The sequence below is a fragment of the Catenuloplanes nepalensis genome (assembly GCF_030811575.1).
GTDB lineage: Bacteria > Actinomycetota > Actinomycetes > Mycobacteriales > Micromonosporaceae > Catenuloplanes > Catenuloplanes nepalensis.
In genome coordinates this window covers 8865877-8881480 of record NZ_JAUSRA010000001.1, presented here as the reverse complement: position 1 = coordinate 8881480, position 15604 = coordinate 8865877, and the positions used below count along the sequence as shown (strand labels likewise).

General features: G+C 71.5%; 11 protein-coding genes. 2 read left to right on the top strand and 9 right to left on the bottom strand.

Features of this window, described 5'->3' with window-relative positions; all coding sequences use genetic code 11:
* Positions 1–52: 52 nt before the first annotated feature.
* The 4 genes from guaA to J2S43_RS38600 form a co-directional block, all read right to left on the bottom strand.
* A complete protein-coding gene (gene guaA, locus J2S43_RS38615) occupies positions 53–1606 on the bottom strand; it encodes a glutamine-hydrolyzing GMP synthase (protein ID WP_306837958.1) in 1554 nt (517 codons plus the stop codon).
* A 54-nt stretch (positions 1607–1660) separates the two neighbouring features.
* Positions 1661–3349, bottom strand: coding sequence for a S8 family serine peptidase (locus J2S43_RS38610; protein ID WP_306837956.1), 1689 nt, complete (start codon positions 3347–3349; stop codon positions 1661–1663).
* A gap of 64 nt (positions 3350–3413) precedes the next feature.
* A complete protein-coding gene (locus J2S43_RS38605) occupies positions 3414–5066 on the bottom strand; it encodes an FAD-dependent oxidoreductase (protein WP_306837954.1) in 1653 nt (550 codons plus the stop codon).
* Positions 5067–5076: 10 nt separating this feature from the next.
* Positions 5077–6564, bottom strand: a complete 1488-nt coding sequence (locus J2S43_RS38600) for a PAS domain S-box protein (protein WP_306837951.1) — start codon at positions 6562–6564, stop codon at positions 5077–5079.
* Positions 6565–6707: 143 nt separating this feature from the next.
* On the opposite strand from J2S43_RS38600, the gene J2S43_RS38595 reads away from it, so the two are divergent.
* A complete protein-coding gene (locus J2S43_RS38595; RefSeq protein ID WP_306837950.1) occupies positions 6708–7775 on the top strand; it encodes an LCP family protein in 1068 nt (355 codons plus the stop codon).
* Positions 7776–8506: 731 nt separating this feature from the next.
* Here J2S43_RS38595 and J2S43_RS38590 read toward each other — a convergent pair.
* The 4 genes from J2S43_RS38590 to guaB form a co-directional block, all read right to left on the bottom strand.
* Positions 8507–9868, bottom strand: a complete 1362-nt coding sequence (locus J2S43_RS38590) for a M1 family metallopeptidase (RefSeq protein WP_370881714.1) — start codon at positions 9866–9868, stop codon at positions 8507–8509.
* A gap of 60 nt (positions 9869–9928) precedes the next feature.
* A complete protein-coding gene (locus J2S43_RS38585; RefSeq protein ID WP_370881821.1) occupies positions 9929–11362 on the bottom strand; it encodes a M1 family metallopeptidase in 1434 nt (477 codons plus the stop codon).
* Positions 11363–11486: 124 nt separating this feature from the next.
* Entirely contained in the window at positions 11487–12602 is a 1116-nt protein-coding gene (locus tag J2S43_RS38580) for a GuaB3 family IMP dehydrogenase-related protein (RefSeq protein ID WP_306837949.1), read from the bottom strand.
* A gap of 26 nt (positions 12603–12628) precedes the next feature.
* Positions 12629–14128, bottom strand: a complete 1500-nt coding sequence (gene guaB, locus J2S43_RS38575) for an IMP dehydrogenase (protein ID WP_370881713.1) — start codon at positions 14126–14128, stop codon at positions 12629–12631.
* Positions 14129–14314: 186 nt separating this feature from the next.
* Between guaB and J2S43_RS38570 the strand changes: the two genes are divergently transcribed.
* Complete coding sequence (locus tag J2S43_RS38570; RefSeq protein ID WP_306837945.1) at positions 14315–14713, top strand: DUF5319 domain-containing protein; 399 nt, start codon at positions 14315–14317, stop codon at positions 14711–14713.
* Between the two features lie 42 nt (positions 14714–14755).
* On the opposite strand, the gene J2S43_RS38565 is transcribed toward J2S43_RS38570, so the two are convergent.
* Complete coding sequence (locus J2S43_RS38565) at positions 14756–15592, bottom strand: helix-turn-helix transcriptional regulator (RefSeq protein ID WP_306837943.1); 837 nt, start codon at positions 15590–15592, stop codon at positions 14756–14758.
* Between the last annotated feature and the right edge of the window lie 12 nt (positions 15593–15604).

The following is a 15604-nucleotide window of genomic DNA, read 5'->3' as shown; positions in this document are numbered from 1 at the left end:
CACACGCGCGAAGGACATTGTCCGATTTGCCCACTGAATTACAGCGGACGAATTACTCCCACTCGATGGTGCCCGGCGGCTTGCTGGTCACGTCCAGGACAACTCGGTTGATCTCCGCGACCTCGTTCGTGATCCGGTTGGAGATCTTGGCGAGCAGGTCGAACGGCAGCCGGGACCAGTCCGCGGTCATCGCGTCCTCGCTGGAGACCGGGCGGAGCACCACCGGGTGCCCGTACGTCCGGCCGTCGCCCTGCACGCCCACGCTGCGCACGTCGGCCAGCAGCACCACCGGGAACTGCCACACGCTCCGGTCCAGGCCGGCCGCGGTCAGCTCCTCGCGCGCGATCAGGTCGGCCTGGCGCAGCACGTCGAGGCGCTCGCGGGAGACCGCACCGATGATCCGGATCGCCAGGCCCGGGCCCGGGAACGGGTGCCGCTGGACCATCTCCTCCGGCAGGCCGAGCTGGGCACCGAGCGCGCGCACCTCGTCCTTGAACAGCGTGCGCAGCGGCTCGATCAGCGAGAACTGCAGGTCGTCCGGGAGGCCACCGACGTTGTGGTGCGACTTGATGTTCGCGGTGCCGGTGCCGCCGCCGGACTCGACCACGTCCGGGTAGAGCGTGCCCTGCACCAGGAACTCGACGTCGCGCTCCGCGTCGACCTCGCGCGCCGCGGCCTCGAAGACGCGGATGAACTCACGGCCGATGATCTTGCGCTTCCGCTCCGGGTCGGTCACGCCGTCGAGCGCGCCGAGGAAGCGCTCGGACGCGTCGACGACCTTGAGCCGGATGCCGGTGGCCGCGACGTAGTCCTTCTCCACCTGCTCGGCCTCGCCGGACCGCAGCAGGCCGTGGTCGACGAAGATGCAGGTCAGCTGGTCACCGACGGCCTTGTGCACGAGCGCGGCGGCCACGGCGGAGTCGACACCGCCGGAGAGGCCGCAGATGACCTGCCTGTCCCCCACCTTCTCCCGGATCACCGCGACCTGCTCGTCGATGATGTTGGCGGAGGTCCAGGTGGGCTCGATGCCCGCGATGTCGTAGAGGAAGCGGGTCAACATCGTCTGGCCCTGCTCGGTGTGCAGCACCTCGGGGTGGAACTGCACGCCGGCGCGGCGGGCGCCCACGTTCTCGAAGGCGGCGACCGCGGCACCGGGCGACGACGCGATGACCGAGAAGCCTTCCGGCGCCTCGGTGACCGAGTCACCGTGACTCATCCAGACCGGCAGGTCCGCGGGGAGTTCGCGGAGCAGCACGCCCGGGTCGGTGGCGGGTGTCAGAAGCGTGCGCCCGTACTCCCGCAGGCCGGTGTGCGCGACCGTGCCGCCGAGCGTCTGCGTCATCGCCTGGAAGCCGTAGCAGATGCCGAAGACCGGCACGTCCGAGTCGAGCAGGCCCGCGTCGAGCTGCGGGGCGCCGGGCTCGTAGACGCTGGACGGGCCACCGGAGAGGATGATCGCGGCCGGGTTCTTCGCCAGCATCTCGGCGACCGGCATGGAGTGCGGGACGATCTCGGAGTAGACGTTCGCCTCGCGCACCCGGCGGGCGATCAGCTGGGCGTACTGGGCCCCGAAGTCGACGACCAGGACCGGGCGCGGTGTGCTCATGTCGGGGAAGAATACCGAGGGGCCCGGACGCGTCCGCGCCCGAGCCCCCACACCTCATCGCTTGTACGTATACGTCGGCGACCAGGACACGTTGCCGAGCTTGTCGTACGCCCGGACGCGGACCGTGAACTTCTTGCCGTACCTCCCGGTGCTGATTTTGAAGGACGTGCCGGTGCCGGTCACCTTGCCGTTGACCAGCAGCTCAACCCTGGCGACGCCGCGCTTGTCGGAGGCCGAGACCTTGACCGTGACGGTCTTCTTCACCGTCGAACCGCTCTTCGGTGCGGTGACGGTCAGCGCCGGCCCGCGGTTGTCCGCCTCGAACCTCCGGGCCGCCGTGGTGACGCGCCCGGTCCAGTCGACCGCACGGACCGCGACGTTCACGATCCCGTGGTGCGCGGCGGAGTTCCAGCGGAACGAGTACGGCGCGGCGCGGTCCACGCCCACGACCGTGTCGTTCACGACCAGCTCCACCCGGTCCAGCCCGGTGTTGTCGGTCGCGGCCGCGGTCACCGTGGCGGTGCCGTGCAACAGCGTGCCGGCCGCGGGCGCGCCGAGCGAGACGGCCGGCGCGGCGGCGTCGGTGACCGCCCAGACCGCGCGGCCCGCGTTGATCCGGCCGTGCCGCACCCAGCCGAGCTTCGAGGAGCTGAGCGACAGCACGGTGCCGAGGTAGGCCCCGCTGACCGACGGCGCGCGCGACTGCATCAGCGCGGCCACGCCGGCGACCAGCGGCGTCGCGGACGAGGTGCCGCAGAAGTCGACGTAGCCGCGGCTGCGGTAGTCCTGCGCCACGTTGCAGCCCGGCGCCGCGATGTCCACCCAGCTCGTGCCGTAGTTCGACCAGGAGTAGCGGCCGTCGCCGGACGTCGAGCCGCCGACCGAGAGCACCTGCGGGATCGCGGCCGGGTACTGGCGGACCGCCGTGTCCTCGTTGCCGGCCGCCGCGATGACCAGCGAACCCTTCTCCGTGGCGTACTGCACGGCCGTGTTCAGCAGCGGCGAGGACGCGGCGCCGGCCAGCGACATGTTGATCACCTTCGCGCCGTGGTCGGCCGCGTACCGGATGCCCTTGGCGATCGAGAGGTAGTCGCCGGAGCCCTCCGAGTCGAGCACCTTGACCGGGAGGATCCGGCAGTCCCAGCAGACGCCGGCCATGCCGGTGCCGTCGTCACCACGACCGCCGATCACGCTGGCCACCGCGGTGCCGTGGCCCTCGTCGTCGGCCGGGTTCGCGTCGTCGTTGATGAAGTCGTACCCGGGCAGGACCCGGCCGGCCAGGTCACTGACCTCGTTGACGCCGGTGTCCAGCACCGCGACCGTGACCGGGTCGCCGGTCGTCATCGACCAGGCGCCGGGCACGTTGACCTTCCGCAGGCCCCACTGTTCCGGGTAGAACGGGTCGTCCGGCGTCACGTCGGCCTTCGCGGCGACGTGGTTGCGGTCCACGAACGCGACGCCCGGGTCGCGGCGCAGCAGCGCGACGGCCTCGTCCGCGTCCCGGGCGGACACCTCGGCCACCACCGCACCGGCCTCCCGGGCCGCGTCGTCGACCACCCGCGCGCCGCCGGCGTCGTCCGCCGCGGCCAGCGCGTCCTCCGCCGAGGTGCCGGGCGCGAGACCGACGACCAGCTCGACCGGGGTGCCGGGGTTCGCGGACGCGGGCGCGGACAGGCCCACGCCGGCCGCGACCGCCATCACCAGCGCGACGGTCATCCGCCGCTGATTGACAAGCTTACGCACGTGACTTTCACCGTTCCTCGGGGACACATGACCCCGAGAACCGTAAAAATCCGGAATATGATGATCAGGTCGCTTTCAGGTGCGGTTCGGATGCGATCCGCCGGTACGGCGCACCGAGCGGCGGCCTGGGGTCCGGCTCGCCCCTGCGCGGCCAGAACGAGCAGGCCCGCTCCGCCTGCGCGGTGATGGTCAGCGACGGGTTCACGCCCAGGTTCGCGGTGACCGCGGCGCCGTCCAGCACGTGCAGGCCGGGGTGGCCGAAGACCCGCTGGTACGCGTCGATCACGCCGTCCGCCGGGGTCGCGCCGATCGTGGCGCCGCCCAGGATGTGCGCGGTCAGCGGGATGTCGAACGCCTCGGTCACCGCGCCGCCCGGCACGCCGCCGATCTCCTCGGCCAGCGCCCGGACCGCCGCGTTGCCCGCGGGCAGCCAGGTCGGGTTCGGCGCGCCGTGCCCGGGCCGGCTGCGCATGGTCCAGCGCCCGAGACGGCGGCGATACGTCGTGGTGATCGAGTTGTCCGCCGCCTGCATGACCAGCGCGATGATGGTCCGCTCCGACCAGCGCCGCACCGAGAGCATGCGCAGCGTGGTCAGCGGCGACCGGGCGAGCGCGCCGAGCCAGCGCAGCGGGCGCCCGGGGCCGCCGTCGGTGAGCGCGGTCTGCAACAGGCCCATCAGGTTCGCGCCCCGGCCGTACCGCACGCCCTCGATGTGGGTGTGCTCGTCCGGGTGGAACGAGCTGGTGATCGCCACGCCGTCGGTGTAGTCCAGGCCGGCCGGCGGGTGCAGCACGGACGCGCCGAGCACGGCCTCGGAGTTGGTCCGGGTGAGCGCGCCGACCCGCGCGGAGAGGTGCGGCAGGCCGCCGGTGGCGCGGCCGCGGTGCAGCAGCCGCTGGGTGCCGAGCGCACCGGCCGCGAGCACCACCTGGTCCGCCTCGATCGTCCGCCGGTGCCGGCGCAGGCGCGCTCCGGTCCGTACCGTGTCGATCAGGTATTGATCTCCGGCAGCGCGCACCGCGGTCACCGTGGTGAGCGGCAGGACCGTCACGCCCGCCCGCTCCGCGAGGTAGAGGTAGTTCTTGACCAGCGTGTTCTTCGCGCCGACCCGGCAGCCGGTCATGCAGCTGCCACAGTGCGTGCAGCCGGTGCGGTCCGGGCCGGCGCCGCCGAAGTAGGGGTCGGGCACGGTCCGGCCCGGCTCGCCGAGGAAGACGCCGACCGGCGTCGCGTGCACGGTGCCGGCCACGCCCATCCGCGCCGCGACCGCGCGCATCGCCCGGTCCGCGGCCGTCACCCGCGGATAGACGGTCACGCCCAGCATGTGTTCGGCCCGCGCGTAGTGCGGGGCCAGCTCGGCGCGCCAGTCCGTGATGTCGCGCCAGGCCGGGTCGTCGTAGAACGCGGGGAGCGGCTCGTAGAGCGTGTTCGCGTAGACCAGGCTGCCGCCGCCGACGCCCGCGCCGGACACCACCAGCACGCCGGACGAGCGGGCGCCGCGCTCGCCGCGCAGCAGCGTGATGCGCTGCAGACCGAAGCAGCCCAGCGCGGGCGCCCAGAGGAATCGCCGCAGCCGCCAGGAGGTCTCCGGGAACTCGTCGTCGGCGAACCGCCGACCGGCTTCGAGCACGGCGACCCGATAGCCCTTCTCGGCCAGGCGCAGCGCCGCGACGCTGCCACCGAAGCCGGATCCGATCACGACCACGTCGAACCGCATGAATGCATGATTACCCATCGGTAACGAGAACACCAGGGCGCCGGCTGCGCTTGTGCGCGTACATCGCCGCGTCCGCCGCGCCCAGCAGCTCGTCCGCGGTCGGGTGGTCGCCGCTGTTCGCGTGCCCGACGCTCAGCTCCGGAACCAGCACCGCGGACGGCAGCGAGATCGGCCGGCAGACCGCGCTGGTCAGCCGGGAGACGATGGTGGTGACGTCCTCCGGCTTCGCCTGGTCGTCGCAGAGGATGACGAACTCGTCGCCGCCGAGCCGGGCCACCGTGTCCGACGGGCGCACGCACTGCCGCAGCCGGCTCGCCACCGTGGTCAGCAGCGCGTCCCCGATCGCGTGCCCGAACGTGTCGTTGACCTCCTTGAACCTGTCCAGGTCCAGGTAGAGCAGCGTGACGGTCCTGCCGGTGCGCCGGGTCCGGTTCAGCGCCATGGTCAGCCGGTCCATCAGCAGCGCGCGGTTCGGCAGGTCGGTGAGCGTGTCGTGGGTGGCCATGTGGGCCAGGCGGGCCTCATATCGGCTGCGTTCCGCCTCCATCTGCTGCTGGGCCGTGATGTCCCGGAGGAACGCGTTCGCCTCCATCCGGCCGTTGTGCTCGGTGATCCAGAGCTTCATCTCCACCGGTACGTCGCGCCCGTCCCGGTGCCGGGCCACCACCCGGATCGGGTCACCGGTCGCCAGCGTCGGCACCCGGGTCCGCAGCAGCCGCGCGAACCCGGCGTCGTGCGCGGCGCGGTCCTGCGGCTGGATCAGCACGTCGCGCAGCGGGCGGCCGATCACCTGCGCGGCCGGCCAGCCGAACGTGCGTTGCGCAGCCGTGTTCCACTCCGTGATCGCGCCGTCGGAGTCCATGCTGACCAGCGCGTCACCGGCGGTCTCGATGATCCGGGACAGGCGCTGCCGCTGCTCGGCCAGCATGCGGTGCTCCGTGGCCTGCTCGGTGATGTCCCGGCCGACCACGGCCACGCCGACCACCGTGCCGGTACGGTCCTTGACCGGCGACACGGACGCGGACATCTCGATCAGCCGGCCGTCCTTGCGGACGTAGGAGCTCTCCTGGTTGAGGAGGACCTCGCCGTCCGCGATGCGCGGCAGCAGTCCCATCGCGCGCTCCGGCTCGTCCTCGGGGAGCAGCAGGCTGCCGTGCCGGCCGATGATCTCCTCGGCCCGGTAGCCGAAGATGCGCTCGGCGGACGGGTTCCAGCTGTCGATCACGCCGTCCATGCTCAGGCCGATCACCGCGTCGTCGCACCACTGCACGATCGCGGCGAGCCGGGCGGAGGCGGAGACGGTCCGGCGCTGCCGCCAGTAGTGCAGCGCGAGCAGCCCGATCACGGTGCCGCCGACGGCCACGATGCCCGCGAAGATCACCTCCGGGGGCGTGATCGGCCCGTCGGTCAGCAACCAGTAGACGTCGATCGAGGCCAGCACCACGAGCGCCAGCAGCACCGACAGAAAGAGCCAGGCGCGGTCGAACGGCTTGATCACCGTTTGCCCTCCTTCGCCGGGTTCGACTTCCTCCCGCCTCATCGGCAAGGGTGACGCGAATCGCAGAAAACCCGCTGGGCGTCATGGGGCTGCAACGCGCGGCGGGCGTCATGCGTCTTCCCACTGCGGGAAAGGATGTCGATATGCCCCGGCGGCGCCTGATCATCGTCTCACTCACGGCCGTGCTCGCGGTGCTGATCGCGGGAGGCGCCTACGCGGTCGCGCGCTCGCGGCCGGGCGTGCCCACCGCGGACCTGCTGCCGTCCGCGGCACCGTCGTCGCCACCGTCGCCCACGGTGCCGCCCGGCGCGGACATCACCGGCGGGCCACTGAACCTGCTGATCGTCGGCGTGGACACGCGGATCGGCGAGCCGGGCTGGCGGCCGCACTCGGACGCGCTGATGATCCTGCACGTCACGCGGGACCTGCGCGCGGCGTACCTCACGTCGCTGCCGCGGGACCTGGTCGTGGACGTGCCCGCGTTTCCGCCGGCCGGCTTCGAGGGCGGCCGACACAAGATCACCGATGCGATGGCGTACGGGAGTGTGGTCCCCGGCAAGCGGCCGGACCCGGCGCAGGGCGTCCGGCTGCTGGACACCACGGTCGGGAACTACACCGGGATGAAGAACTTCGACGCGGCCGCGGTGATCAGCATGGAGGGCTACGACGAACTGATCGACGCGCTCGGCGGGGTGCGGATCCACGTGGACGTGCGGACGCCGTCGATCCACCGCAAGCCGGACGGCACCCGGCGGGCGGGGGACGGCGACCCGCAGCAGGTGTACCGGGTCGGCACGATGACCATGGCCGGGTGGCAGGCGATCGACTACGCGCGGCAGCGCTACCTGACCGGCGGTGACTACACCCGGCAGCGGCACCATCGGCAGTTGCTCAAGGCGATGCTGACCGCGGCGACGGACGAGGGGTTGCTGCGCGACGTCGCGCGGATGGAGTCGGTGCTGGCCGCGGTCGGCGACATGATGGTCTTCGACGGCGGCACGCACTCGGCGGTGGATTTCGCCTACGCGCTGAGTCACCTCCGGCCGGCGGACCTGACGCTGGTCGGGCTGCCGGGCGACGCGGTCTCCGAGTTCGGCGAGTACCGCGGCGAGGAGCTGAAGCCGCCGTCCGCCGACTACTTCAAGTGCTTGCGCGCCGGCACACTCCCGGATTTCGTCCGCGACCACCCAGACCTGATCGACCAGGGCTGACCCCGCTCACGATCGAGGCGTCCCCGAAGTCGTTCTAACGACTTCGGGGACGCCCTGATCCTGATCTGCCGGACCACGGCGGCCCCGGTGCCCGCGGGAGCACTCGGAACCCAGCCCCGCCGGAAGCGGGAATATCCGCCCTTGCTCCTTGCCCTTGACCTTCTCCAGCCCCGGCCTGACCCAAAGCTGGCCGCTGTGGGACGACCCAAGGATTGACAGCCGCGAGGGCCCTACAGAGCCCTTGCTCGTAGCTCTTGACCTTCTCCAGCCCCGGCCTGACCCAAAGCTGGCCGCTGTGGAATGACCCCAGGATTGACAGCCGCGAGGGCCCTACAGAGCCCTTGCTCGTAGCTCTTGACCTTCTCCAGCCCCGGCCTGACCCAAAGCTGGCCGCTGTGGGACGACCCAAGGATTGACAGCCGCGAGGGCCCTACAGAGCCCTTGCTCGTAGCTCTTGACCTTCTCCAGCCCCGGCCTGACCCAAAGCTGGCCGCTGTGGAATGACCCCAGGATTGACAGCCGCGAGGGCCCTACAGAGCCCTTGCTCGTAGCTCTTGACCTTCCCCGGCCCCGGCCTGACCCAAAGCTGGCCGCTGTGGGACGACCCAAGGATTGACAGCCGCGAGGGCCCTACAGAGCCCTTGCTCGTAGCTCTTGACCTTCCCCGGCCCCGGCCTGACCCAAAGCTGGCCGCTGTGGAATGACCCCAGGATTGACAGCCGCGAGGGCCTTTACGGTGGGGTTTTTGAGAAGAGCCAGGCGTCGAAGAGGTCGCGGAGCGGGCGGCCGGAGACGCGCTCGGCGAGGGCGATGAAGTCCGCGGTGACCGCGTTGCCGTTGCGGCGCTCGCCGGTCCAGGCCTTCAAAATCTTGAAGAACGCCTCGTCGCCGACGGTCCGGCGCAGCGCGTGCACGGTGAGCGCGCCCCGGTGGTAGACCGCGTTGCTGAAGATGCCGGCGCGGCCGGGATCGCCGGTCGGGACGCTCCAGTCGGTGCCGCGGTAGGTGGAGTCGAACACGTCCTGGACCGGTATGCCCCGGTTGTGCTCGTCCCACAGCCACTGCGCGTAGGTGGCGAAGCCCTCGTTCAGCCAGATGTGCTGCCAGCCGCCGATCGAGACGCTGTTGCCGAACCACTGGTGGGCCAGCTCGTGCGCGACCAGCCAGGTGCCGTCGTCCTCGCGCCGGAAGTAGTCCGGGCCGTAGACCGGGCGGGACTGGTTCTCCAGCGCGAACTTCACGCTCTCGTCGGCCACGATCACACCCCCATAGGCCTCCATCGGGTACGGGCCGAAGCGCGCCTCCAGGAAGTCCGCGATCTCGCCGGTGCGGGCCATGGCCGCGTCCTCGACGCCGCCCGCCGGGATCGACGCGGCCACGGCCGTGACGATCGGCCGGCCCCGGTGGTGCCCGGACGACACCCGGTAGTCACCGACCACCATGGTCGCGAGGTAGCTGGCCATCGGCACCCGCTCGGCCCACCGCCAGGTGGTCCAGCCGTTCGCGGTGGCCACGCCGTCCGGCACGCCGTTGCTGAGCGCGGCGCGGCCGGCCGGAACCGTGATCTCCAGGTGGTAGGTGGCCTTGTCCAGCGGGTGGTCGTTGACCGGGAACCACGCACCGGCGGACTCGGGCTGGCCGATCACGACCGCGCCGTCCGGCGTGTGCCGGAAGCCACCGCGGCCGAGCGCCGAGTCGTCGATCATCGTGGGCACCCCGGCGTAGTCGATCTCCACGGTGAAGCCACCGGTGATCTCCGCGGCCGGCGTGACCAGCAGCTCGCCGCCGTCCTGGCGGGTCGCCGCGGCCCGGCCGCCGACCTCGGCCCGGCTGACCGGGAGGCCGGCGAAGTCGAGGTTGAACCGGCGCAGCGGCGCGAGCGCGGTCGCGGTGATCACGGCGGTGCCGGTCAGCCGGTCGGTGCCCGGGTCGTAACGGATCCGGAGCGCGTAGTGGCTGACGTCGTAGCCGCCGTTGCCGTAGCGCGGGAAGTAGGGGTCGCCGAGGCCGTTCGCGCCGATGCCCGGCGCGGTCTCGACCACGATGCCGCAGCCCGCCAGCGCGCCGGCCAGGATCAGCGCGGCGGCTCTCACGAAGGTGCGTCGGGGGGACACACCAGTGAGACACCCGACGGGCCGGAAAGGTTGCAGTCGCTAGGGTTTCGGCACCGGCGGCTGTGCGGTGCCGAAGAGCCAGGCATCGAAGAGCGGGCGCAGCGACTTCCCGGAGACGCGCTCGGAGAGCGCGATGAAGTCCGCGGTGACCGCGTTGCCGTTGCGGCGCTCGGTGGTCCACGCCTTCAAGATCTTGAAGAACGCGTCGTCGCCCACGGTCAGCCGCAGCGCGTGCACCGCGAGCGCGCCGCGGCGGTAGACCGCGCCGCTGAAGATGTTCGCCGGACCGGGGTCGCCGGTCGGGACGGTCCAGTCCATCAGTCCGTAGACGTCGTCGAACTGGGACTGGACGCTGATCTTCCGGTCCTTCTCGGCCCAGAGCCACTCGGCGTAGGAGGCGAAGCCCTCGTTCAGCCAGATGTGCTGCCAGCCACCGATCGACACGCTGTCGCCGAACCACTGGTGGGCCAGCTCGTGCGCGACCACCCAACTGCTGTCCGAGCCGGCGCGGAAGAACGACGGGCCGTAGACCGGGCGGGACTGGGTCTCCAGCGCGTAGCTGATCCGCGGGTCCGCGACGACCACGCCGCCGTAGGACTCGAACGGGTACGGCCCGAACTGCGTCTCCAGGAAGTCCGCGACCTCGGCGGTGCGGGCCATCGCCGCGTCCGCGTCGCCGCCCTCCGGGAAGGACTTCGCGACCGCGGTCAGGATCGGCCGGTTCCGGTGGCTGCCCGAGGTGATCCGGTAGTCGCCGATGACCAGCGTGGTCAGGTACGGCGCCATCGGCGCGCGCTCGGCCCACCGCCAGGTGGTCCAGCCGTCCGCCGTGGTGGTGCCCTCCGGCGTGCCGTTGCTGAGCGCGGACAGGCCCTCCGGAACGGTGATCGCCAGGTCGTAGGTGGCCTTGTCCAGCGGGTGGTCGTTGACCGGGAACCAGGAGCTGGCGGACTCGGGCTGGCCGAGCGCGATCGCGCCGTCCTCCGTGTGCAGCCAGCCGCCCTCGCCGAGGATCGCCTTGATCGGCTGCGGCACCCCGGCGTAGTCGATCTCCACCGTGAAGTCGCCGCTCACCTCGGCCGCCGGCGTGACGCGTAGTTCGGACTCCTGCTGCTCCGCGGTGGCGGGCTGCCCGTTCACGGTGATCCGGGTGGTGGGCAGGCCGGTGAAGTCGAGGTTGAACCGTCGCAGCGGGACCGCCGCGACCGCGGTGATCGCGACGCGGCCGGTCAGCTGGTCGGTGGCCGGGTCATAGCGGACCTGGATGCCGTAGTGGCCGACGTCGTAGCCACCGTTGCCGTAGCGCGGGAAGTACGGGTCGCCGATGCCCTCGGCACCGATGCCGCCGGCTCCCTCCGCACCGGACGGGGAGATCGACGGGGTCCGCAGAGGCGAGGTGCAGGCCGTCGCCAGCAGGCCTGCGGTCAGCACCGCAGCCGTGCTCTTCCGGACGCTCCGTCGCAGGCTCTTCACGCTCACGGCGGAAACGGTATCCGACTGCGATGGGAGGGCTCGTGGTGATGGGCGCGGCCCTCGCCGGGCCGGTCCTTTGATGGGGAGGGCCGCGCCCCTGGTGACGGGCGCGGCCCTCGCCGGGTCAGTCCAGGACCAGCGAGACCTTCTGGAACTCCTTGAGGTCCCGGTAACCGCACTTGGCCATCGCCCGGCGCAGGCCGCCGAACAGGTTCAGCTGACCGCTCGGGTCCGCGGCCGGGCCGTAGAGCAGCGTCTCCAGCGAGCCGAGCGGCTCGTTGGACGGGCCGAACGAGCCACGCGGCAGGTTCGGGTGGCTGGCGGCGGAGTGCCACCAGGCGCCGGACGCGGGCGCGCCCTCGGCCAGCGACAGCGGCTCGCCGAGCATCACCGCGTCCGCGCCGCAGCCCAGCGCCTTCGCGATGTCGCCGGAGGTGGAGATGCCACCGTCCGCGATCAGGTGCACGTAGCGGCCACCGGTCTCGTCCAGGTAGTCGCGGCGGGCCGCGGCCGCGTCCGCGATCGCGGTCGCCATCGGCACCCGGATGCCGAGCACGGTGTCCGTGGTGGCCCACTCGTCCGCGCCGATGCCCACGATCACGCCGGCCGCGCCGGTGCGCATCAGGTGCAGCGCGGTCTTGTAGTCCGTGCAGCCGCCGACGATGACCGGGAGGTCGAGGTCGGCGATGAACTCCTTGAGGTTCAGCGGCTCGTCCGTGGTGGACACGTGCTCCGCGGAGACCAGCGTGCCCTGGATGACGAGCAGGTCCACGCCCGCGTCCAGGATCACCGGCGCCAGCGCCAGCGTGTGCTGCGGCGAGACGCGCACGGCCACGGTCACGCCGCCCTCGCGGATCTGCCGGACCCGCTCCGCGATCAGCTCCGGCTTGATCGGCTCGGAGTAGATCTCCTGCAGGCGCGGCGTGGCCGACTCGTCGTCGTCCAGTCCGGCCAGCTCGGCCAGGACCTTGGCCGGGTCCTCGTACCGCGTCCAGAGGCCCTCCACGTTGAGCACGCCGAGGCCGCCGAGGCGACCCAGCGCGATCGCGGTGTCCGGGCTCATGGTGGCGTCCGACGGGTGCGCCACGCAGGGGATCTTGAAGGGGTACGCATCCAGCTGCCACACCGTCGAGACGTCGTCGACGTCCCGGGTGCGGCGGCTCGGCACGATCGCTATGTCGGACAGGTGGTAACCGCGCTGCGCGGTCTTGCCCAGCCCGATCTCGACGACGTCACGCACGAAAGTCAGCTCCAGCCTTCAACGGATCAGCGACTGTGGTAGTTCGGGGCCTCGACGGTCATCTGGATGTCGTGCGGGTGGCTCTCCTTGAGGCCCGCCGCGGTGATCCGGACGAGCTGGCCACGCTTGTGCAGCTCGGCCACGTTCTCCGCGCCGACGTAGAACATCGCCTGCCGGAGACCGCCGACCAGCTGGTGCGACACCTGGGCCACCGTGCCCTTGTAGGGGACCTGGCCCTCGACGCCCTCCGGGATCAGCTTGTCGTCGCTGGTCACGTCAGCCTGGAAGTAACGGTCCTTGGAGTATGACTTGGCCTCGGGGCCGCGGCCCTTCATGGCGCCGAGCGATCCCATACCCCGGTACGTCTTGAACTGCTTGCCGTTGATGAAGAGCAGGTCGCCCGGGCTCTCCTCGCAACCGGCCAGCAGGCTGCCGAGCATCACCGTGTCCGCGCCGGCCACCAGCGCCTTGGCGATGTCGCCGGAATACTGGATGCCGCCGTCGCCGATCACCGGCACACCGGCCGGGCGGGCGGCACGGGCGGCCTCCATGATCGCGGTGATCTGCGGGACCCCGACACCCGCGACGATCCGGGTGGTGCAGATCGCGCCCGGGCCGACGCCGACCTTCACCGCGTCCGCCCCCGCCTCGACCAGCGCCTTGGCGCCCGCGTAGGTGGCGATGTTGCCGCCCACGATGTCGATCGTGGTGTCCTTCTTCAGCTGTCGCACCATGTCGGCGACCGCGCGGTTGTGGCCGTGCGCGGTGTCCACCATGAGCACGTCGACGCCCGCGTCGACCAGCTGGCGAGCCCGCTTGTAGGCGTCCTCGCCGACGCCGATCGCCGCCGCGACGCGCAGCCGGCCCGCGTCGTCCTTGGTGGCGTGCGGGAACTTCTCCGACTTCGTGAAGTCCTTGACCGTGATCAGGCCGCGCAGCACGCCGGCGTCGTCGACGATCGGCAGCTTCTCGATCTTGTGCTGCCGGAGCAGCCCGAGCGCCTGCTCCTTGGAGACGCCGACCGGCGCGGTGATCAGCGGCAGCTTCGTCATCATCTCCCGGACCGGCGTGGCCGGGTCGGTGACGAAGCGCATGTCGCGGTTGGTGACGATGCCGACCAGCTTGCCGTCCGCGTCCGCGACCGGGACGCCGGAGATGCGGAACCGGCCGCAGAGCTTGTCCACCTCGGCGAACGTGTCCTCCGGGCTGCAGGTGACCGGGTTGGTGACCATGCCGGACTCGGAGCGCTTGACCAGGTCGACCTGGCTGGCCTGCTCGTCGGCGGACAGATTGCGGTGCAGCACGCCGATGCCACCCTGGCGGGCCAGGGCGATCGCCATCCGCGCCTCGGTGACGGTGTCCATCCCGGCGGAGACCAGCGGGATGTTGAGCGTCACGTTCCTGGTGAGCTGCGTGACCGTGCGCAGCTGGCTCGGCAGCAGATCCGACTCACCCGGCTGCAAGAGCACGTCGTCAAAGGTGAGCCCCAACGGCACGGTCTGCTCTACGGACGACGAAAGGTCCACGATGAAAATCCCCTGAGCTTGGACGGCGGCGCGATGGTTCATCGTAACCGGACCCCTGATCGAGGCCGTTCGGTCGGCGCCGGAAACGACGCAGGTCACCCGCCTGAGCCCTGTCGATGGCGCCCGGATCACCTTCAGGGGGCGGCGGGCCGACGAAGAGGGCGGGTCTGCCGCTACGGTGGAGGCGTGCACGACGAGCCGATCGACCCCTTCAGCGGCGACCCTGTCGACCCGTCTGCGGGCCTGGACGACCTCACCGATGGGGACAACCTGGATCCGCTGACCGAGGCTGAGCGCCAGGACGTGCTGGAAGATCTGGCCGATCTCGAGATCTACCAGGCGCTTCTGGGCCCGATCGGGGTGCGGGGCCTCGTCATCGAGTGCGAGGACTGTCACGAGCCGCACTACTTCGACTGGGACCTGCTGCGCGGAAACCTGCGTCACCTGCTCAGCTCCGGGCGCCCTCGGGTGCACGAGCCGGCCTACGACCCGGACCCGGACCACTACGTCACGTGGGAGTACGCGCGGGGTTACGCCGACGGGGTCCACGACACCCTCACCGAGGGCACCGACGAAAACGAGTAGGACCGGGCGCTTTCTAGCGCCCGGTCCCTTTTGTCACTCTTATCAGTCGACCAGGCCCGCGCGGAACCCGGCCGCCACCGCGTGGGCACGGTCGCGCGCGCCCAGTTTGCGGAAGAGCCGGCGGGCGTGGGTCTTCACGGTGTCCTCCGAGACGAACAGCTCGCGGCCGATCTCCGCGTTGCTCTTCCCGTCCGACATGCCGCGCAACACCTGCAACTCGCGTTCGGTGAGCGCGATCCGCCGCGCGGCCGGCTCCGGCTCGCGACCGAGATCACCCTCGCCCGGCCGGGTCGCCGGCCAGCCGCGACCGAGGTCGCTCAGGCCGTCGCCCGGGTCTCCGAAGTCGCCACGCTGCGCGGGCACGACCTGGGTCGGCACCCGCCCCTGCATCATGCCGAGCGCGGACGCGGCGCCCTGCTCGGCGACGGCACCGGCGGTGGCCCGCACCTGACCGGCGACGGCCGCCTGAGCGGGACCGGCACCGGCCGGCCGTGCCCCGGCGGGCGGACGGGCGGGTAGGCAGAGCAGGAGCACCGCCTTGGCCACCACGCTGACCATGTCCTGCTCGGCACCGCGGATGACGCCCCGGGCGCCCGCGGCGACCGTGGCCGCCGCCGCACGGGGGTCTTCAGCGCCGAAGAGCACGATCACCGCCCCAGGGGATCTGGCCAATACTCTCCGTGTAAATCCGACGCTGTCGGGCCGGGTGACCGCGGTGTCGGCCAGGACCACGTCGGCGGGCCTCTCGGCCAGCCGCAGCATCGCCTCCGGCTCGGTCACCGCAGTTCGGACGGCTCCGGCCACTCCCAGCCGGGCCGCCGTGGTTGCTACGGCCTGAGCCGCCAGCGGCGTCCGGACGCAAACGAGGACGGTACGCACAGTGATCCTCCT

Excerpts from the sequence above, each read along its gene's own strand:
- guaA (WP_306837958.1), bottom strand. The coding sequence starts at position 1,606 with ATGAGCACACCGCGCCCGGTCCTGGTCGTCGACTTCGGGGCCCAGTAC.
- J2S43_RS38605 (WP_306837954.1), bottom strand. The coding sequence starts at position 5,066 with ATGCGGTTCGACGTGGTCGTGATCGGATCCGGCTTCGGTGGCAGCGTC.
- J2S43_RS38595 (WP_306837950.1), top strand. The coding sequence starts at position 6,708 with ATGCCCCGGCGGCGCCTGATCATCGTCTCACTCACGGCCGTGCTCGCG.